The 18244-nt window shown below is 68.5% G+C and carries 18 protein-coding genes; 14 read left to right on the forward strand and 4 right to left on the reverse strand.

From position 1 onward, the window contains the following. Positions 1-120: 120 nt before the first annotated feature. Positions 121-1557 (reverse strand): catalase KatE2, encoded by a 1437-nt coding sequence (gene katE2 / locus CCZ27_RS02360; protein WP_096445190.1) that lies wholly within the window; start codon positions 1555-1557, stop codon positions 121-123. Positions 1558-1849: 292 nt separating this feature from the next. On the opposite strand from katE2, the gene dnaX reads away from it, so the two are divergent. The 9 genes from dnaX (at position 1850) to CCZ27_RS02405 (ending at position 9398) form a co-directional block, all read left to right on the forward strand. After that, on the forward strand, positions 1850-3871 hold the full coding sequence (gene dnaX, locus CCZ27_RS02365; RefSeq protein WP_096445191.1) for a DNA polymerase III subunit gamma/tau: 2022 nt from the start codon (positions 1850-1852) through the stop codon (positions 3869-3871). A gap of 53 nt (positions 3872-3924) precedes the next feature. Beyond that, a complete protein-coding gene (locus tag CCZ27_RS02370; protein WP_096445192.1) occupies positions 3925-4248 on the forward strand; it encodes a YbaB/EbfC family nucleoid-associated protein in 324 nt (107 codons plus the stop codon). Positions 4249-4261: 13 nt separating this feature from the next. After that, entirely contained in the window at positions 4262-4855 is a 594-nt protein-coding gene (recR, locus tag CCZ27_RS02375; RefSeq protein ID WP_096445193.1) for a recombination mediator RecR, read from the forward strand. A 181-nt stretch (positions 4856-5036) separates the two neighbouring features. Next, a complete protein-coding gene (gene petA, locus CCZ27_RS02380) occupies positions 5037-5630 on the forward strand; it encodes a ubiquinol-cytochrome c reductase iron-sulfur subunit (protein ID WP_096445194.1) in 594 nt (197 codons plus the stop codon). Positions 5631-5633: 3 nt separating this feature from the next. Beyond that, a complete protein-coding gene (locus CCZ27_RS02385) occupies positions 5634-6902 on the forward strand; it encodes a cytochrome b (protein WP_096445195.1) in 1269 nt (422 codons plus the stop codon). Then, positions 6899-7654, forward strand: a complete 756-nt coding sequence (locus tag CCZ27_RS02390; RefSeq protein WP_096445196.1) for a cytochrome c1 — start codon at positions 6899-6901, stop codon at positions 7652-7654. The genes CCZ27_RS02385 and CCZ27_RS02390 overlap by 4 nt, the downstream gene beginning before the upstream one ends. A 126-nt stretch (positions 7655-7780) precedes the next feature. Next, complete coding sequence (locus CCZ27_RS02395; protein WP_096445197.1) at positions 7781-8377, forward strand: glutathione S-transferase N-terminal domain-containing protein; 597 nt, start codon at positions 7781-7783, stop codon at positions 8375-8377. 54 nt (positions 8378-8431) lie between these two features. Continuing rightward, the gene (locus CCZ27_RS02400) at positions 8432-8878 is read left to right on the forward strand and encodes a ClpXP protease specificity-enhancing factor (RefSeq protein ID WP_096445198.1); all 447 of its coding nucleotides are present in this window, start codon (positions 8432-8434) and stop codon (positions 8876-8878) included. Between the two features lie 13 nt (positions 8879-8891). Further along, a complete protein-coding gene (locus tag CCZ27_RS02405) occupies positions 8892-9398 on the forward strand; it encodes a hemerythrin domain-containing protein (protein WP_096445199.1) in 507 nt (168 codons plus the stop codon). 62 nt (positions 9399-9460) lie between these two features. On the opposite strand, the gene CCZ27_RS02410 is transcribed toward CCZ27_RS02405, so the two are convergent. Next, complete coding sequence (locus CCZ27_RS02410) at positions 9461-10720, reverse strand: D-amino acid dehydrogenase (RefSeq protein WP_096445200.1); 1260 nt, start codon at positions 10718-10720, stop codon at positions 9461-9463. A gap of 206 nt (positions 10721-10926) precedes the next feature. Between CCZ27_RS02410 and CCZ27_RS02415 the strand changes: the two genes are divergently transcribed. Together CCZ27_RS02415 and CCZ27_RS02420 are read left to right on the forward strand one after the other, a co-directional pair. Further along, positions 10927-11928 carry a class 1 fructose-bisphosphatase gene (locus tag CCZ27_RS02415; protein WP_096445201.1) on the forward strand — a complete coding sequence of 334 codons (1002 nt, stop codon included), beginning with the start codon at positions 10927-10929 and terminating at the stop codon, positions 11926-11928. 102 nt (positions 11929-12030) lie between these two features. After that, the gene (locus CCZ27_RS02420; protein ID WP_096452083.1) at positions 12031-13719 is read left to right on the forward strand and encodes an autotransporter assembly complex protein TamA; all 1689 of its coding nucleotides are present in this window, start codon (positions 12031-12033) and stop codon (positions 13717-13719) included. Positions 13720-13760: 41 nt separating this feature from the next. Here CCZ27_RS02420 and CCZ27_RS02425 read toward each other — a convergent pair whose 3' ends face one another. Beyond that, positions 13761-15107 carry a nicotinate phosphoribosyltransferase gene (locus CCZ27_RS02425; protein WP_096445202.1) on the reverse strand — a complete coding sequence of 449 codons (1347 nt, stop codon included), beginning with the start codon at positions 15105-15107 and terminating at the stop codon, positions 13761-13763. A gap of 300 nt (positions 15108-15407) precedes the next feature. After that, positions 15408-16040, reverse strand: a complete 633-nt coding sequence (locus CCZ27_RS02430; RefSeq protein WP_096445203.1) for an isochorismatase family protein — start codon at positions 16038-16040, stop codon at positions 15408-15410. A gap of 190 nt (positions 16041-16230) precedes the next feature. On the opposite strand from CCZ27_RS02430, the gene CCZ27_RS02435 reads away from it, so the two are divergent. The 3 genes from CCZ27_RS02435 (at position 16231) to CCZ27_RS02445 (ending at position 18211) form a co-directional block, all read left to right on the forward strand. Next, entirely contained in the window at positions 16231-16791 is a 561-nt protein-coding gene (locus CCZ27_RS02435; RefSeq protein ID WP_096445204.1) for a phosphoribosyltransferase family protein, read from the forward strand. 220 nt (positions 16792-17011) lie between these two features. Further along, on the forward strand, positions 17012-17860 hold the full coding sequence (locus CCZ27_RS02440) for an aldo/keto reductase (RefSeq protein ID WP_096445205.1): 849 nt from the start codon (positions 17012-17014) through the stop codon (positions 17858-17860). A gap of 45 nt (positions 17861-17905) precedes the next feature. Then, on the forward strand, positions 17906-18211 hold the full coding sequence (locus CCZ27_RS02445) for a DnaJ family domain-containing protein (protein WP_096445206.1): 306 nt from the start codon (positions 17906-17908) through the stop codon (positions 18209-18211). Positions 18212-18244 lie beyond the last annotated feature (33 nt).

The following is an 18244-nucleotide window of genomic DNA, read 5'->3' on the forward strand; positions in this document are numbered from 1 at the left end:
GGCGCCCGGGTTTGGCTCGATCGCGTCGAGGGACGAATCGAGCCCGTCGTCCGCATGCCCTCCCCGGGCGGGGAGGGCATGCATCGGTCCGCCGGAGGACGGCCGATGCGTTCGCCGGCGTCAGGCCAGGCCCAGCGCCTTCGCTACGCCCGCGCCGTAGGCCGGATCGGCCTTGCTGCAGTTGGCGATGTGGCGGCGCTTGATTTCTTCCGGCGCGTCGCCCATCGCACGGGCGGTGTTGTCGAACAGCACCTGCTGCTGCTCCGGCGTCATCAGGCGGAACAGCGCCCCCGGCTGCGAGTAGTAGTCGTCGTCCTCGCGGTGGTTCCAGTGGTCGGCCGCGCCCTCGATGGACAGCGGCGGCTCGCGAAAGTCCGGCTGCTCCTGCCATTCGCCGTAGCTGTTGGGCTCATAGCCGAGCGTGCCGCCGAAGTTGCCGTCGATCCGCATCTGGCCGTCGCGGTGGTAGCTGTGCACCGGACAGCGCGGGGCATTCACCGGGATCTGGTGGTGATTGACGCCGAGCCGGTAGCGCTGCGCGTCGCCGTACGAGAACAGCCGCGCCTGCAGCATCTTGTCCGGCGAGAAGCTGATGCCGGGCACCACGTTGGCCGGGTTGAAGGCGGACTGCTCGACCTCTGCGAAGAAGTTCTCCGGGTTGCGGTTCAGTTCCATGACGCCGACTTCGATCAGCGGATAGTCGCCGTGCGGCCAGATCTTGGTGAGGTCGAACGGGTGGTACGGCACCTTGGAGGCGTCCTTCTCCGGCATGATCTGCACGAACAGCGTCCACTTCGGGAAGTCGCCGCGCTCGATCGCTTCGAACAGGTCGCGCTGGTGCGATTCGCGGTCCTTGCCGATGAGCGCTTCGGCCTCGGCGTCGCTCAGGTTCTTGATGCCCTGCTGGCACTTGAAGTGGAACTTCACCCAGTGGCGCTCGTTCTGTGCGTTGATGAAGCTGTAGGTGTGCGAGCCGAAGCCGTGCATGGTGCGGTAGCTGGCCGGGATGCCGCGGTCGGACATGACGATGGTGATCTGGTGCAGCGCTTCCGGCAGCGAGGTCCAGAAGTCCCAGTTGTTCTTCGCGCTGCGCATGTTGGTGCGCGGGTCGCGCTTGACCGCGTGGTTGAGGTCGGGAAACTTCAGCGGATCGCGCATGAAGAACACCGGCGTGTTGTTGCCGACCATGTCCCAGTTGCCTTCTTCGGTGTAGAACTTCAACGCGAAGCCGCGGATGTCGCGCTCGGCGTCGGCCGCGCCGCGCTCGCCGGCCACCGTGGTGAAGCGGGCGAACAGTTCGGTTTTCTTGCCGATCTGGCTGAAGATCTTGGCGCGGGTGTACCTGGTGATGTCGTGGGTCACCGTGAAGGTGCCGTAGGCGCCCGAGCCCTTGGCGTGCATGCGGCGCTCAGGAATCACCTCGCGGTCGAAGTGGGCGAGTTTCTCGAGCAGCCAAACGTCTTGCAGCAGGGCAGGGCCACGCGGGCCGGCAGTCATGATGTTCTGGTTGTCGACGACCGGGCAGCCGGCTGCGGTGGTGAGTTTCTTGCCGCTCATGCTTATCTCCTTCTTTCAGATGGTGATCGAGGTTTCGGTTCAGACGGTCTGGGCGAAATCGGCGCAGACCGCACAAAACAGATCGAAAAGCAGTGCAGGGTCGAATACTGACTGTTCCATTTTCCGCTCCTCGCATGTGGGCCGGAAGATCCCGGCCGACGAATCAAGGATAGGGTGCGGCAAACGATAGCTCAAATGGATTGAAGGTATCGCCGGAATTGCGTTGAGCTATCGAAACCGGGAACCACGATCGCCGCAGCCGATCTCCGCCGCTCTGCTAGAATCGCCCGCCATGAGCTACCAGGTCCTCGCGCGCAAGTGGCGTCCGAAATCCTTCGGCACGCTGGTCGGTCAGGAGCACGTCGTGCGCGCACTCACGCACGCGCTGGCTACCGGCCGGCTGCACCACGCTTGGCTGTTCACCGGCACGCGCGGCGTGGGCAAGACCACGATCAGCCGCATCCTGGCCAAGGCGCTGAACTGCGAAACAGGCGTCACCGCCGAGCCCTGCGGAGTGTGCGAGGCTTGCCGCGCGATCGATGCCGACCGCTTTCCGGACTACGTCGAGATGGATGCCGCCTCCAACCGCGGCGTCGACGACATGGCGGCGCTGCTCGACAAGGCGGTGTATGCGCCGGTGCAGGGCCGCTACAAGGTCTACATGATCGACGAAGTGCATATGCTGACCGGGCATGCCTTCAACGCGATGCTGAAGACGCTGGAAGAGCCGCCCGAGCACGTCAAGTTCATCCTTGCCACCACCGATCCGCAGAAGATCCCGGTGACGGTGCTGTCGCGCTGCCTGCAGTTCAACCTCAAGCAGATGCCGCAGGGCCACATCGTCGAGCATCTGACGCGCATCCTGCAGGCCGAGGAAGTGCCCTTCGAGCCGGGAGCCCTGCGCCATCTGGCGAAGGCGGCGGCCGGCTCGATGCGGGATGCGCTGTCGCTGCTCGACCAGGCCATTGCGCACGGCGCCGGCAAGGTCGAGGAAGAGCAGGTCACCCACATGCTGGGGACGGTGGGCGACGACCACCTGCATGCGGTGCTCGATGCGCTCGCCGCCGCCGACGTGCCGGCGATGCTGGCGGTGGCCGACGGCATGGAGGCGCGCAGCCTGTCCTTCGATGCGGGGCTGCAGGCGCTGGCGACACTGTTCCATCGCATCGCGCTGGCCCAGTTCGCCCCGGCGGCGGTCGCCGACGAGGCCGAGCGGGCGCGCATCGAACGCCATGTGGGCCTGTTCGATGCGGAGTACCTGCAGCTCGCCTACCAGATCGCCATCCACGGCCGCGACGAACTGCCGCTCGCCCCGGACGAATACACCGGCTTCACGATGACGCTGCTGCGGCTGCATGCCTTCCGGCCCGAGCAGCCGCCGGCGCTGGGCGGCCCCGGCACGGCCGATCGCGGCGGCGCTGGCCGTGCGGCCGGACTGCCGGCGGACGGAGCGCCGAAGGCGGGCGCGTCCGCGGCGGTTCCGTCCAGGTCTGCCGTCCCCGCGGCGCGCGGCGAGGCGCCCGCCGTTCCGGCGGCGGGGGAGGTGGTGGTGCCGTCCGGCGTTGCCGCTCCGCCGGTTTCGCCGGCGCCTGTCCCGGCAACGGCATCGGCCGCCCCCGCGCCCGTTTCCGTGCCGCAGGAAACGGCGGCGGCGGAGCAGGCCGGCGCCGCGAGCGCGGGCGGACTTGCGCCGGCGCACGACGTTCCGCCGTGGGAAGACCTGCCGCCGGAAGCCTTCGCCGGGCAGGCGGGCGACGCCGGTACGGCGGAGCCGCCGCCGTGGCCCGACGACGACGTCCCGCCCAGGCGGGCGGCGCAGGATGTGCCGACGCACCGTGCCGGATCGGTGCCGGATACCGCGGCTTCATCGGCGCCGATCCAGTCCGGGGGGGCGCCTGAACCGTCCGCCGGCGACGTCGTGGCGCTGATGGCGGCGGCCGACTGGCGGGGCGTGATCCGTGCGCTCGGCCTGGGCGGGATGATCCGCGAGCTGGCGCAGCACTGCGAGTGGCTCGGGCTCGAGGGCGACGTCCTGCGGCTGCGCCTGTCGCACACGCACCGCCACCTGCTGGACATGAACCGCAACGCCGTCGAGCGCATGCAGGAGCAGCTCGGCGCGGCGCTCGGCCGGCCGCTGAAGGTTTCCATCGCGCTGGGCGAGATCGCCGGCGAAACGCCGGCCCGGCTCGATGAAGCGGAGCGCCGGGTGCGCCATGCCGAGGCCGTTGCCGCGCTCGAGAGTGATCCCTTCGTGCGCGAACTGATCGAGCGTTTCGACGCCACCCTCGTCGAAACCTCGGTAAGACCGATCTGACCGCCGCGCCGCGCGCGGCCCAGCCCACCCACCACGATCCCAGGAGCGTCACCATGATGAAAGGCGGCATTGCCGGCCTGATGAAGCAGGCCCAGCAGATGCAGGAAAACATGAAGAAGATGCAGGACCAGCTCGCGACCGTCGAGGTCGAGGGGCAGTCCGGCGCGGGCATGGTCAAGGTCCTGATGACCTGCAAGTACGACGTGCGCCGCGTATCCATCGACGACTCGGTGATGGACGACAAGGAAATGCTCGAGGATCTCGTCGCCGCGGCGGTAAACGATGCGGTGCGCAAGGTCGAGACCACCACGCAGGAGAAGATGTCCGGCTTCACCGCGGGCCTGAACCTGCCGCCCGGCATGAAGCTGCCGTTCTGAGCCCGGCTCCAGCATGACGCCGTCGAGCCTCGACGAACTCATCGAGGCACTGCGCTGCCTGCCGGGCGTCGGCCCCAAATCGGCGCAGCGCATGGCCTACCACCTGCTGCAGCGCGACCAGCGCGGCGCCGGCCGGCTCGCCCGCGCGCTGTCCCACGCGCTGGAGGTGCTGCGCCATTGCGAGCGCTGCAACACCTTCACCGAGAGCGAGATCTGCGAACGCTGCGCCAATCCGCGCCGCGACGCCTCGCTGCTGTGCGTGGTCGAGATGCCGGCCGATCTGGCGATGATCGAGCAGACGCAGTCCTACAGCGGCCTCTACTACGTGCTGATGGGCCGCCTGTCGCCGCTCGACGGCGTCGGCCCGCGCGAACTCAAGCTCGACAAGCTCATCGCGCGCGCCGGCGATCCCGCCGTCGCCGAGGTCATCCTGGCGACCAATTTCACCAACGAGGGCGAGGCGACCGCCCACACCATCGCCACCCTGCTGTCGGCCCGGGGCCTGAAGGTCAGTCGCCTGTCGCGCGGCGTGCCGGTCGGGGGCGAACTCGAGCACACCGACACCGGCACGATCGCGCAGGCGCTGGTCGAACGGCGGTCGGTCTGACGTGTGACGCGGTGCAGCATATTCTCCATGCCGCAGGACTCCGGCAACTGCGAATAATTCGCGCAAAGCCTTGCCCTGTCTGGAACTTCGGCCCGCGTCCTTTCTCTGCTGCAGCGAATCCGGTATACTTTGACAGTTTTTTGTATCCGGGTCTTTCGTTTTCCTTTCAGGGAAGAGGGTCATGAGCGTTGATCAAGAAATGGACAGCGGCCGCCGCACTCTGTTGCTGGCGACGTCGGCTGCCGGCGGCATCGCCGCCGTGGCGACGGCGGTGCCGTTCGTTGCCAGCCTGACGCCTTCGGAGCGTGCCAAGGCGGCCGGCGCGCCGGTCGAAGCGGATATCGGGAAGCTCGCGCCGGGCGAGATGATGACGGTGGAGTGGCGCGGAAAGCCGGTCTGGATCCTGCGCCGCACGCCCGAGATGCTGGCCTCGCTGGACAAGACCGACGACAAGGTCAGCGATCCGGCGTCCGACAAGCCGATGCAGCCCGAGTATGCCAAGAACAAGCACCGCTCGATCAAGCCCGAGTTCCTGGTGACGGTCGGGATCTGCACCCACCTGGGCTGTTCGCCTTCCGACAAGTTCAAGGTCGGCGCCGAAAGCGGCATGGGCGCCGACTGGCCGGGCGGCTTCCTGTGCCCGTGCCATGGCTCGCAGTTCGACCTCGCCGGCCGCGTCTACAAGAGCATGCCGGCGCCGGACAACCTCGAGGTTCCTCCGTACCAGTACCTCGCGGACACCACCATCCTTGTCGGTGACGACGGAAAGGCATAAGCGATGACGACCAAATCTCAGGCTGTGCTGAACTGGATCGACGAGCGCTTCCCGCTGACGTCGTCCATCAAGGGTCACCTGACCGAGTACTACGCGCCGAAGAACTTCAATTTCTGGTACTTCTTCGGCTCGCTGGCGCTGCTCGTGCTGGTGATCCAGATCGTGACCGGCATCTTCCTGGTCATGCACTACAAACCCGACGCCTCGCTGAACGCGGCCGGCGTGCCGGTGGCCTTCGCCAGTGTCGAGTACATCATGCGCGACGTGCCCGGCGGCTGGATCATCCGCTACCTGCACTCGACGGGCGCCTCGGCGTTCTTCATCGTCGTGTACCTGCACATGTTCCGCGGTCTGCTGTACGGCTCGTACCGCAAGCCGCGCGAACTGATCTGGATCTTCGGCACGCTGATCTTCCTCGCGCTGATGGCCGAGGCATTCATGGGCTACCTGCTGCCGTGGGGCCAGATGTCGTACTGGGGCGCGCAGGTGATCGTGAACCTGTTCTCCGCGATCCCCGTCATCGGTCCGGACCTCTCGCTGGTGATCCGCGGCGACTTCGTCGTGTCCGACGCCACGCTGAACCGTTTCTTCTCGTTCCACGTCATCGCCGTGCCGCTGGTGCTGATCGGCCTCGTCGCCGCCCACATCGTTGCGCTGCACGAAGTCGGCTCCAACAACCCGGACGGCGTCGAGATCAAGAAGAAGAAGGATTCCACCGGCAAGCCGCTCGACGGCATCCCCTTCCATCCGTACTACACGGTGAAGGACATCGTCGGCGTCGTGGCCTTCCTGTTCTTCTTCAGCGCGGTGGTGTTCTTCGCGCCTGAAGGCGGCGGCTACTTCCTGGAGTTCAACAACTTCATCCCGGCCGATCCGCTGAAGACCCCGCCGCACATCGCGCCGGTGTGGTACTTCACGCCCTTCTACTCGATTCTGCGCGCGGTGACCTACCCGCTGTTCGGCATCGATGCGAAGTTCTGGGGCGTGGTGGCGATGGGCGCGTCGGTGGTGATCATCGCCTTCCTACCCTGGCTGGACCGCAGCCCGGTGAAGTCGATCCGCTACAAGGGTCCGATCTTCAAGATCGCGCTGCTCGTCTTCGTCATCTGCTTCTTCATCCTGGGTTACCTGGGTGTGCTGCCGCCGACGCCGGGCCGTACGCTGGTGTCGCAGATCTGCTCGGTGCTGTATTTCGCGTTCTTCCTGCTGATGCCGTGGTACACCCAGCTCGACAAGTGCAAACCGGAACCGGAAAGGGTGAATTTCAAATGAAATCGCGTCTCATGAGTTTCATCAAGCGCGTTGCCGCCGTCGTGCTGTTCGCGCCGGCGGTGGCAATGGCCGCGGGGGCGGCGCTGCACCTGGACAAGGCACCGGTCAGCAATGACCCGGCCGCCCTGCAGCATGGCGCCAAGCTGTTCGTGAACTACTGTCTGAACTGTCACGGCGCGTCCTATGTGCGCTACAACCGTCTGCAGGACATCGGCCTCTCCGAGCAGGCGATCCGCGACAATCTGCTGTTCACCGCCGAGAAGACGGGCGATCTGATGAAGATCGCCATGCATCGCGACGAGGCGAAGACGTGGTTCGGTGCGCCGCCGCCCGACCTGAGCGTGATCGCGCGTGCGCGCGCGTCCGAGTTCGGCAGCGGCGCGGACTGGCTCTACACCTACCTGCGCCAGTTCTACCGCGATCCGGCCCGCCCGACGGGCTGGAACAACGTCGTCTTCGAGAACGTCGGCATGCCGCACGTGCTGTATGAGCTGCAGGGCGAGCAGGTGGCCCACGTCACCGCGAACCCGGACGGCTCCAAGCATGTCGAATTGCAACTCGCCAAGCCCGGCAAGCTGTCGGCCGAGGAGTACGACAGGACCGTCGCCGATCTCGTATCCTTCATCGTCTGGATGGGCGAGCCGGTGGCCGAGAAGCGCAAGTCGATCGGCACGGTCGTGCTGATCTTCCTCGCCGGCCTGTTCGTGCTGTCGTATGCGCTGAAGAAGAACTACTGGAAAGACATTCATTGATCGAATGCGCAGCGAACCGTGCGGGCAGCGATGCCAGCACGGCCCACTGAAGTACTTTCCTGACAGACGCACCACGCGGCATCGCGTGGTGCGCTTTTGCTTTTTGTATCCCGGAGTGGCAACACCATGATGAATCTGTATTCCGGCACGACCGATCCCTTCAGCCATCGCTGCCGGATCGTCCTGTACGAGAAGGGTATGGATTTCGAGGTCATCGACGTCGATCTCTACAACAAGCCCGAAGACATCGCCGTCATCAACCCCTACAACCAGGTGCCGGTGCTGGTCGATCGCGATCTCGTGCTGTACGAGTCGAACATCATCAACGAGTACATCGACGAGCGTTTTCCGCATCCGCAACTGATGCCGCCCGACCCGATCATGCGCGCCCGTGCCCGCCAGTTGCTGCACACCTTCGAGCAGGAGCTGTTCTCGCACATTCCCGCTCTCGAGGCGAACCAGAAGGGCGTCGACAAGACCCGAGCCCACGTGCGCGACCATCTGACCCAACTCGCGCCCATCTTCAACAAGCAGAAGTTCATGCTGGGCGAGGAATTCTCGATGCTCGACGTTGCGATCGCGCCGCTGCTGTGGCGTCTCGAGCACTACGGCATCGAACTGCCCAAGGCTGCCGCGCCGCTGATGAAGTACGCCGAACGCATCTTCAGCCGCCAGGGCTTCATCGATGCGCTGACGCCGTCCGAAAAGGTGATGCGCCGCTAAGGGCGGATCGCCGCGGGTGCGGTCCGCCGCGCCTGCACGCGCAAAAGGATCTCAATGAGCACAGTTTCGACCAAGCCCTACCTGATTCGCGCCATCTGGGAGTGGTGCGTCGACCAGGGCTACACACCTTATCTGGCGACGCTCGTCGATGCGCAGACCCGCGTGCCGCCCGGTTATGCCAAGGACGGCCAGATCGTACTGAACGTCGGCCCGGATGCCACCCACCAGTTGCAGATGGAGAACGACTTCATCAGCTTCCAGGCCCGCTTCAACGGCACGCCCCATTCGCTGGTGATCCCGATTTCCAACGTCATCGCGATCTACGCCCGCGAGAACGGCGAAGGCATGGCCTTCGAGCCCGAGAGCGGGGTGGATGCGCAGCCGGAGACGGCGGACGAAGCCGACCTCGAAGCGGTGGCCGAAGCGGACGGGGAAGGCCCCGGCACGCCCGGAGAGCCTCCCGGTCGCCCGCGCGGCGGCCACCTGAAAGTCGTCAAGTAGGAAGGAGCGGATCATGGCGATCCTGCTGTGGACCAGGCAGCTCGAGAACGGCCTGGAACGGATGGACGCGACGCACCGCGAGTTCGTCGACCACTACAACACCGTTGCCGAGGCGCTGAAGGGCGATCGCGGCGCCTTCCTGGCGGCCTACGACGCCTTCGTCGAGCATACTGAGGCGCATTTCGCGCAGGAGAACCGCTGGATGGAGGCGGTGAACTTCCCCGCCTGCCACCGCGGCGAGCACGAGCGCGTGCTGGCGGTGCTGCGCGACATCCGCAAGCGCGCGGCCGGCGGTGACATGTTCCTGGCACGTCGCCTGGTGGAAGAACTGCCGCAGTGGTTCGACGGCCACACCAACGGCATGGACGCGGCGCTGGCTTTCCACCTGCAGAGCGTGGGCTACGACGTCGAGACGGGCGAGTTCAGGCCGAAGGCGGAAGGCGAGGACTGCGGCGGGCAGTCCGGCGGCTGCGCCTGCGCAACGTTGTCGGCCACGCCCGAAACCGCCGCGCACGGCTGACCGCAGCCCTTGCGGCCGTGCCGGGCAGCGTCCGGCACGGCCCGCGCCGCGGGTGTCCGTTTTCAGGCGGCCGCGCGGAACGGGAACCGTGGCGCGGGGCGGTGGCCGAGCATCAGTTCGGCGAGCGCGGCGGCCGAGCCGCAAGCGAGCGTCCACCCCAGCGTGCCGTGCCCGGTGTTGAACCACAGGTTGTCGCAGTTCCCCTTGCCGATGATGGGCAGGTTGCCCGGGGTGGCGGGCCTGAGACCCGCCCACGGACTGGCCCGATCCGCATCGATGGCGCCGGGGAAGCGCGTCTGTACCCAGTCGAGGATGTTGCGCACCCGCTCGGGGCGCAGGTCGGTGTCGAAGCCGCCCAACTCGGCGGTGCCGGCAATGCGCAGCCGGTCGCCGAGGCGCGAGCAGACGATGCGGCGCGATTCGTCGGTCAGGCTGACCTCCGGTGCCCGCTCCGGGTCGAGGACGGGAGCGGTCACCGAATACCCCTTCACCGGATAGATCGGCAGGCGCTCTCCCAGCGGCGCCACCATCCGCGGGCTGAAACTGCCCAGGCAGACGACGTAAGCCCGTGCCGACAGCGTGCCGGTGCGGCCGTCGGCATCCTGCACCTCGACGCCGTCGATGCGGCCCCCGCCGGCCGACAGGCCGGTGATCCTGGTGCGGTAGTGGAAGCGCACGCCGTGCTCGCGCAGGCGGTCGGCCAGCGCCTGGGTGAAGCGGAAGGCATCGCCGGATTCGTCGCCGGGCGCATACAGCCCGCCCGCCAGCCGTCCGCGCTGCGGGGCCAGCGCCGGCTCTAGGGCGATGCATTCGCCGGCATCGCACACCCGCGCCTCGATGCCGAAGCGCGCCAGCAGCCTGGCGCGCCTCGGTGCATGGCGGAATTCCGCCTCGGTGAAAAACAGATGCAGGATGCCGCGCTCGCGTTGGTCGTAGGCGATACCGGTCTCGGCGCGCAGGGCGCGCAACCGCTCGCCGCTGAAGGTGGCGAGTGACGCGATCGCCTCGGTGTTGCGGCGCGAGCGCCAGGGCAGGCATTCGTGCAGGAACTGCAGGGCCCATTTCCACTGCTCGGCGCTGGCACGCGGATGGAACTGCAGCGGCGCATCGGGTTTGCCCAGCCAGCGCAGGGCAAGGAAGGGCGTGGCGGGATTGGACCAGGGTTCGGGATGGCTGATCGAGATCTGGCCGCCGTTGGCGAAGCTCGTTTCGCGCCCGGCCTCGGGCTGACGGTCGACGACGCTGACTTCGAATCCGGCCTGATGCAGATACCAGGCGGTGCTGACGCCGGCGAGGCCGGCGCCCAAGACCATGACGTGCATAAACGGGAAAACGGAACCTTGAGAGGCGTACGGCACGGGCCGGCGAAGGCCCGCGGCGAAACGCAATGCATGATCATATACGCTGCAGACGGTCTCGCGAAGGCGAGGTTGCGCGCACCGGCGCCGCGGCAATTCCGTGCGTGGCGGGCACGGAAGCGGGATAATCGCGGCCACCGGACTTCCCATGCCTGTTACGGAGCGAATTCATGCGTCGTGTCACACTCACCCAGTTTCTGATCGAGCAGCAGCGCGCCGGCCGCATCAATGCCGACCTGCGCCTGCTGCTCGAGGTCGTGGCCCGTGCGGTCAAGGCGATCGCGGTCAATGTCTCGAAGGGCGCGCTGGCCGGCGTGCTCGGCGAGGCCGGTACCGACAACGTGCAGGGCGAAGCGCAGAAGAAGCTCGACGTCATCGCCAACGAGATCCTGGTACAGGCCAACGAATGGGGCGGCCACCTCGCGGCGATGGCCTCCGAGGAGGTGGAGACGGTCTGCCGCATCCCCTTCGACTATCCCAAGGGCGGCTACCTGCTGCTGTTCGATCCGCTCGATGGTTCGTCCAACATCGACGTCAACATCTCGGTGGGCACGATCTTCTCGGTCCTGCGCAATCCGCCGGGCGACGACGAGCCGCAGGAGCAGGATTTCCTGCAGCCGGGCCACCAGCAGGTCGCGGCGGGCTACGCGGTGTATGGCCCGGCCACGCAACTGGTGCTGACGGTGGGCAACGGCGTGCATGCCTTCACGCTCGACCGCGAGATGGGCAGCTTCATCTACACCCAGCCCTACATGACGGTCCCGGAAGACACCAAGGAGTATGCGATCAACGCCTCCAACGCGCGTTTCTGGGAGGCGCCGGTCAAGCGCTACGTCGACGAACTGCAGCAGGGCAAGAGCGGCCCGCGCGGCAAGGACTTCAACATGCGCTGGGTGGCATCGATGGTGGCCGACGTGCATCGCGTCCTGACCCGTGGCGGCATCTTCATGTACCCGCTCGACGAGAAGAACCGCGACAAGGGCGGCAAGCTGCGCCTGATGTACGAGGCCAACCCGATGGCGATGCTGGTGGAGCAGGCCGGCGGTGCGGCCTCCACCGGCCGCGAACGCATCCTCGACGTCGCTCCCGTCGCGCTGCACCAGCGCGTGCCGGTCATCCTCGGCTCGAAGGACGAGGTCGAGCGGGTGGTCGCGTATCACACCGGGGCCTGAGCCGCGGATGGCGGCCGGGAACGCCGGGTGGCGGGCAGCCCGCGGGTGAGCGGCGCACGCAGGGTCGTGCGCAGTGCGCTGGCCGCCGCATCGCTCGCCTGGATGGCGGCGGCCGCGGCGCAGGACACGGTGAGCGTCAGCCTGCAGGCGCCCGACGACGTGCGGCCGCTGCTGGAGCGCCACGTGCGGCTGCTCGGACCGGAGCCGGTGGCGCTGCCCGAGGCGGGTGCCGACCGCCTGGCGCTGGTGCGCCGCGCGCGGCGCGAGATCGCCGACCTGCTTGCCACCGAGGGCTACTTCGATCCGCAGATCCGTTTCGACCGCAGCGACGATGCCGCCTGGCGGGTGGAAGTGGAACCGGGCGCCCGGGCCAGGATCGGCGAGGTCGCGCTCGAGTTCGAGGGCGCGATCGCCGGTGCCGCCCACGATGGCGGCAGCACGGTGCAGTCCCTGCGCGAAGGCTGGCGGCTGCCGGTGGGCGAACCCTTCCGCCAGTCGGCCTGGGACGGTGCCAAGCAGCAACTGCTCGACACCGTCGGCGCACGCCGCTACGCCGCCGCGCGCATCGTGCGCAGCCGCGCCGAGGTCGATCCCGACGCGGCGACGGTACGGCTGTCGCTGACGCTGGACAGCGGCCCCGCCTTCTACCTCGGCGAACTGCAGGTCACCGGCCTGGAAGATCTGCCCGAGGATCTGGTGCGCCGCTACAGCACGCTGAAGCCGGGCGAACCGTACGACCGCGATGCGCTGCTCGCCTTCCAGAGCGGGCTGCAGAACACGCCGCACTTCGCGTCGGTCGTCGTCGACATCGAGCGCGACCCGGCGCTCGCGGCCGCCGTGCCGGTACGGGTGCAGGTGGCGGAGGCAAAGCCGAAGACGGTGGGCTTCGGCGCCGGCTTCTCCACCAACACCGGCTACCGCGTCGAGGCCAGCTACCGCGACGTCAACCTGTTGCGCCGCGGCTGGGAACTGGGCACCGGGCTGCGCCTGGAGCAGCGGCGGCAGTCGCTCTATGCCGACGTCTTTCTTCCGCCGGAAGGCCGGCATCGCGACAGCTTCGGCGCGCTGATCGACCGCAGCAAGGTCGAAGGACTGGAGATCGCCTCGGAGGCGGTCGGCGTGGCGCGCAAGACGGTGCGCGGCGACATCGAGACCCAGCTCGCCCTGCGCCTGCAGCGCGAACGCGTGAAGCCGGACGGTGCCCGGGCCAGCGAACACAACACGCTGACCGCCAACTGGACATGGATCCGCCGTGCGGTGGATGACCTGCTCGATCCGCGCAGCGGCAACGTGCTGGAGTTCCAGGTCGGCGGCGGCAGCAGCATCGCGCTGTCGGACCAGAACTTCGTCCGCCTCTACGGCCGCGTAGTGCATTACCGCCCGGTCGCGGAGCGCGACGTGCTGATCCTGCGTGCGGAGGGCGGCGTCACGCTGGCACCGAGCCGCGACGGCATCCCGCAGGATTTCCTGTTCCGCACCGGCGGTGCGCAGACGGTGCGCGGCTACGCCTACCAGAGCCTGGGCGTGCGCGAGGGCGATGCCACGGTGGGCGGACGCTACCTGGGCGTGATGAGTGCCGAGTACGTGCGCTGGTTCCGACCGGAGTGGGGCGGCGCGGTGTTCGTCGATACCGGCGACGCCACTGACGACCGCCGTGATTTCGATCTGCGTACCGGCTATGGCATCGGCGCGCGCTGGCGCAGCCCGGCCGGCCCGCTGGCGGTGGACCTCGCCTGGGGCCAGGCCGAGCGGAAGCTGCGGCTGCACTTCGGCGTCGCGATCGCATTCTGAGCTGCCGGTGCCGCGCCGGCGGAACGGTGCCGGCAGGCGGCTCAGTACGGCCGGGCGTCGAGTTCGCGTGCCAGCGTACGCAGGCCGTCCGAGACCTCCACCGGGTAAGGGGGCGCTTCCGCCGCGGGACCGGGTTCGCGCAGCGGGGCCGGCAGCCGCGCGAGTTCGGCGGCGGCGTGCGCGCGCAGGCCGGCGAGCGGTTCGGGCGGCGCGAGGCGTCTGCCGCCGCGCATGACCGGCTGCAGCAGCGGAAAGCCGCCCGGCGGCGCGGGCTCGTCGGCGAGCGCGATGAGGTCGCGCTGCGGCCGCCCTTCGGCATCCACGCTGCGCCACACCTGCTTCGCGCCGGGCCAGCTCTCCTTGCCCTCCGAGCGCTTGCGCCGCGCGCGGCCCGCGTACGCCTGCAGCTTGTAGGCGGAATCGAGCGCGGGCGCATCGGCCGAGGTGGTGAGCTGGGTGCCGATGCCGAAGCCGTCGATCGGCGCGCCCGCCGCCCGCAGTACGGCGATGCGGTGTTCGTCGAGGTTGCCGCTGGCGAAGATGCGCACGTCGGGCAACCCGCCGGCATCGAGGAGCGCCCGCACCTTGCGCGCGTGTTCGGCGAGGTCGCCGCTGTCCAGCCGTACCGACGCCAGATTCACCCCGCGTGCCTTCAGCGCCGGCGCCAGCGCGACCACCTTGGCGGCGGCCGCCTCGGTGTCGTAGGTGTCGATCAGCAGGGTCACGTTGTCCGGCTGCGACGAGGAAAAGCGCTCGAATGCCTCGCTCTCCAGGTCGTGGGCCTCGATGTAGGAATGCGCCATCGTGCCGAACACCGGTATGCCGAAGCGTTGCCCGGCGAGCACCGTGGCGCTGCCGGCGAAGCCCGCGAGATAGCAGGCGCGGGCCGCCAGCAGGCCGGCCTCGCCGGCGTGGGCGCGACGCAGGCCGAAATCGACCAGCAGGCTGTCCGGCGCGGCGAGCACGCAGCGCGCGGCCTTGGTCGCGATCAGCGAACAGAAGTTCACCAGGTTGATCAGCCGGCTTTCGACGAACTGGGCCTCGCCGATCGGTGCCTCGATGCGCAGCACCGGCTCGTTGCCGAAGAACACCGTGCCCTCGCGCATCGCATGCACGTCGCCGCGGAAGCGGAAGGCGCGCAGCGAATCCAGGAAGGCCGGCCGGAAGCGGCCGGTGCCGTGCAGCCAGTCGAGTTCGCCGGCGGTGAAGTGCAGGTTCTCGAGGTAGTCCAGCACCTGCTCGATGCCGGACAGCATCAGGAACCGCCGCCGGGACGGCAGCACGCGTACGAAAAGCTCGAATACCGCGGTGTCGTGCATGTCCTCGTCGAAGTACGCCTGCAGCATGGTCAGTTCGTACAGGTCGGTCAGCAGGGCGGAATCGTTCATTGGTCTTGCTCTCCTGCCGCTACGCGACGGCGGGCCGGCCTTGCGCGGCCGATTTGTTCCACAGGGGCGGAGCGGCGCTCCGCGACACCGTTTTCCATCCTCCGCGCGGGAGGGAGATCGCCTTTTCGGGCGGCCGGGCAGGGGCATGCGGGTGCGGCCATCCGGCCGCCGTGCCGTCCCCGCCCCTGCCCGGCGGTGCGCCATCCGGCGTGCATGGACCGACCAGAAAGCCTGCGATTCCGATCTTTATCGCGCTGCTCGAAATCTCGAGTGCGCCGCGGGGAGGCGGTACGGGAGGTCTCATGCGGCGTCTCCGGCGAGCAGATCGGTCCCGACCAGTTCGGCGCCGGCTTCGGCCATGTCGCGTTCGGCGCGCTCGCCGTCGCCGGGATGCACGTTCACCGCGCGTATCGCATCGCGCAGCACCACCGCGGCGAAACCCTCGCCGATCGCATCGCGTACCGTGGCGAGCACGCAGTAGTCGGTCGCCAGCCCGCCTATGAACAGCCGCTTGCAGCCCAGGCCGCGCAGCAGTTCGCCCAGGCCGGTACGCTGGAAGCCGGAATAGGCGTCCGCCTGCGCGGTCGTCGCCTTTGACACGATGCTGGCGTCGTCCGGCACGGTCAGCCCCGCGGCGAAGGCGGCGCCGTCGCTGCCGGCGACGCAGTGCGGCGGCCACGGCCCGCCCTGCGCCCGGAAGGAGCAATGGTCGGCCGGATGCCAGTCGCGGGTGAAGACGACGGGCAGCTTCAGGCGCCCGAACAGCGCGATGCAGCGGTTCAGCGCCGGTACCACGCGATCGCCGTCCGGCACGCCGAGCGCGCCGCCGGGCAGGAAGTCGCGCTGGACGTCGACGACGACGAGGGCATCGCCCGGGCGCAGCGAGAGGCGGGTGTCGTCGAGGCCGGAATGGGCGGCGGAGCGTATCGGCATGTCATCCTCCTCGGGGTGGGCGCATGCCCGCAGGACCGGGCACGCCGGGCCGCCGCAGGATACGGTACCGCATGGCCAACGCCGGGCAAACAGGAGTAGATTGCAACCATGTCAGCCGGCGGGATGCCGTCCAGTGTAGCGCCATCCGCCGGCACCCCGAACCGCGGCATTTCCCCGGCGCGAGGACAGCATGGACCGACCTTCCGGCGTTCGCACCTGCCTGTACGACACCGCGCAGTCGTGCGTGATCGTCGAAGACATGGCGCGCAGGCTCGCCGGATTGCTCGGCGGCGAGCCCGCGGTGATCGTCGGTATCCTGCGCCGTGGCGCGCCCCTGGCCGACCGCATCGGCGAATGCATGCGGCAGCGCCATGGCCTGCCGCCACCGCTGCGGGCGGACCTGAAGGTCACGCGCTACGCCGACGACCTCACGCTGCTGTACCCGGAGACCCGGCTGAGCGAGAACGAAGGCCAGCCCCTGCCCGTGCTGGAGGGCCGTACGCTGGCGATCGTAGACGACGTCCTCTACACCGGCCATTCGCTGCTGCGCGTGGTCGCCTACCTGGCGCGGCGGCGGCCGGCGCGGATTCTCTCGGCCATCCTCGTAGACCGGGGCGTGGCCCGCCTGCCGGTGCGCGCCGACGTCGTCGGCGTGAGGCTCGACATCGCGCCGCACGACATCATCGAATGCAGCGTGCCGCCCTACGAACCGGAATTCCGCATCGAACTGCTGCAGCCGCAGCGCGCATGAGGGATGGCCGGGCCCTGGGGCGATCCGCCCCGCTCCAGTTCCGGCAGGTCGAGGACGACGAGGTGGTCGCCTGCCTGCGCGAGCATCGCCAGCGTGCGGCGGCGCGTGCAGCCGGAGGGAGCGCGCCGCCACGATGACCGGGCGGGCGGTCCGGGTCGCCGCGCACGAGAGGATGCGCGGCAGGCGCCGATGGGCGAAACTACAGGCTCACCAACGCAACATGGAAAGGACTACCGTGACCATCGATCCCGCACCCCTCGCCACCCTCGCCAATGGCGTGAAGATGCCCCGGCTCGGCCTCGGCACCTGGCCGATGAACGATGCCGAGGCGGCCGTCACCGTGGCCGACGCGCTGCGCATGGGCTACCGCCTGATCGACACCGCCGAGAACTACGAGAACGAGCGCGGCGTCGGCGAGGGCATCCGCAACTCCGGCGTGAGCCGGGAGGATGTCTTCGTCACCACCAAGTTCAACCGCAAGTGGCACAGCGTGGAGGGTGCGCGCCAGGCGTGCGAGGCAAGCCTGGCGCGGCTGGGGCTGGACTATGTAGACCTGCTGCTGGTGCATTGGCCCAATCCCGACCAGGATCGCTACGTGGAAGCCTTCGAAGGTCTGGTGCGCCTGCTCGAGGCGGGCCTGGTGCGCGCGATCGGCACCTCGAACTTCAAGCCGGCGCACCTGCAGCGGCTCTTCGACAAGGGCATGGTGCCGCACGTCAACCAGATCCAGCTCGACCCCTACCACCGGCGCGACGACCTGGTTGCGATCCACCGCGAGCGCGGCATTGCGACCGAAACCTGGGGGCCGCTCGGGCGCGGCAACCAGATGCTGCTCGATCCCGTCATCACCCGCATCGCCGAGCGCCATGGACGCACGCCGGCCCAGGTGGTGCTGCGCTGGCATGTGCAGCAGGGCTTCATCCCCACGCCGAAATCGTCGGACCCGGCGCGCCTCGCGCAGAACCTCGACGTGTTCGGCTTCGCCCTGGCCGACGACGAGCTGGCGGCGGTGACCGCGCTGGACCGGCCCGATCCGCAGATGTTCGACGCCGACAGCTTCGGCCACTGACCCGGGCCGGGATGCGCGCCCGGGCGGCGCGCGGCGGCCGGTGCGATGAGTTCGATCTTCGAGATCCTTGCCGAGCAGCGCATCGCGGAAGCCATCCGCCGCGGCGAGCTGGACGGCCTGCCGGGGGCGGGAAAGCCGCTGCGGTTCGATGACGAGCCGCTCGTTTCGCCCGAGCAGCGCATGGTCATCCGCATCCTGAAGAATGCCGGCTTCACCCCGGCCGAGGTGACGTTGCGCCGGGAGATCGCCGCGCTGAGGAAGGAGATCGACGCCTTGCCGCAGGGCGAGCGGCGCAGCGTATCGCGGCACAGGCTGGCGTGGCTGCTGCTCCGGCTCGGGAATGGGGCATGACGCGGATGGGCGTGTGATCGGGCCGGCCGTTGC

It is taken from the genome of Thauera sp. K11 (genome assembly GCF_002354895.1).
Classification (GTDB): Bacteria; Pseudomonadota; Gammaproteobacteria; order Burkholderiales; family Rhodocyclaceae; genus Thauera; species Thauera sinica.

Bases quoted from the DNA above. Each gene is read 5' to 3' on its own strand.
- CCZ27_RS02405 (WP_096445199.1), top strand. From the start codon at position 8,892: ATGGCGATCCTGCTGTGGACCAGGCAGCTCGAGAACGGCCTGGAACGG.
- CCZ27_RS02445 (WP_096445206.1), top strand. From the start codon at position 17,906: ATGAGTTCGATCTTCGAGATCCTTGCCGAGCAGCGCATCGCGGAAGCC.
- CCZ27_RS02370 (WP_096445192.1), top strand. From the start codon at position 3,925: ATGATGAAAGGCGGCATTGCCGGCCTGATGAAGCAGGCCCAGCAGATG.
- CCZ27_RS02415 (WP_096445201.1), top strand. From the start codon at position 10,927: ATGCGTCGTGTCACACTCACCCAGTTTCTGATCGAGCAGCAGCGCGCC.
- CCZ27_RS02410 (WP_096445200.1), bottom strand. From the start codon at position 10,720: ATGCACGTCATGGTCTTGGGCGCCGGCCTCGCCGGCGTCAGCACCGCC.
- petA (WP_096445194.1), top strand. From the start codon at position 5,037: ATGAGCGTTGATCAAGAAATGGACAGCGGCCGCCGCACTCTGTTGCTG.
- CCZ27_RS02435 (WP_096445204.1), top strand. From the start codon at position 16,231: ATGGACCGACCTTCCGGCGTTCGCACCTGCCTGTACGACACCGCGCAG.
- CCZ27_RS02420 (WP_096452083.1), top strand. From the start codon at position 12,031: ATGGCGGCGGCCGCGGCGCAGGACACGGTGAGCGTCAGCCTGCAGGCG.
- CCZ27_RS02425 (WP_096445202.1), bottom strand. From the start codon at position 15,107: ATGAACGATTCCGCCCTGCTGACCGACCTGTACGAACTGACCATGCTG.
- CCZ27_RS02390 (WP_096445196.1), top strand. From the start codon at position 6,899: ATGAAATCGCGTCTCATGAGTTTCATCAAGCGCGTTGCCGCCGTCGTG.
- dnaX (WP_096445191.1), top strand. From the start codon at position 1,850: ATGAGCTACCAGGTCCTCGCGCGCAAGTGGCGTCCGAAATCCTTCGGC.
- CCZ27_RS02395 (WP_096445197.1), top strand. From the start codon at position 7,781: ATGATGAATCTGTATTCCGGCACGACCGATCCCTTCAGCCATCGCTGC.
- katE2 (WP_096445190.1), bottom strand. From the start codon at position 1,557: ATGAGCGGCAAGAAACTCACCACCGCAGCCGGCTGCCCGGTCGTCGAC.
- CCZ27_RS02385 (WP_096445195.1), top strand. From the start codon at position 5,634: ATGACGACCAAATCTCAGGCTGTGCTGAACTGGATCGACGAGCGCTTC.
- CCZ27_RS02440 (WP_096445205.1), top strand. From the start codon at position 17,012: ATGGAAAGGACTACCGTGACCATCGATCCCGCACCCCTCGCCACCCTC.
- CCZ27_RS02430 (WP_096445203.1), bottom strand. From the start codon at position 16,040: ATGCCGATACGCTCCGCCGCCCATTCCGGCCTCGACGACACCCGCCTC.
- CCZ27_RS02400 (WP_096445198.1), top strand. From the start codon at position 8,432: ATGAGCACAGTTTCGACCAAGCCCTACCTGATTCGCGCCATCTGGGAG.
- recR (WP_096445193.1), top strand. From the start codon at position 4,262: ATGACGCCGTCGAGCCTCGACGAACTCATCGAGGCACTGCGCTGCCTG.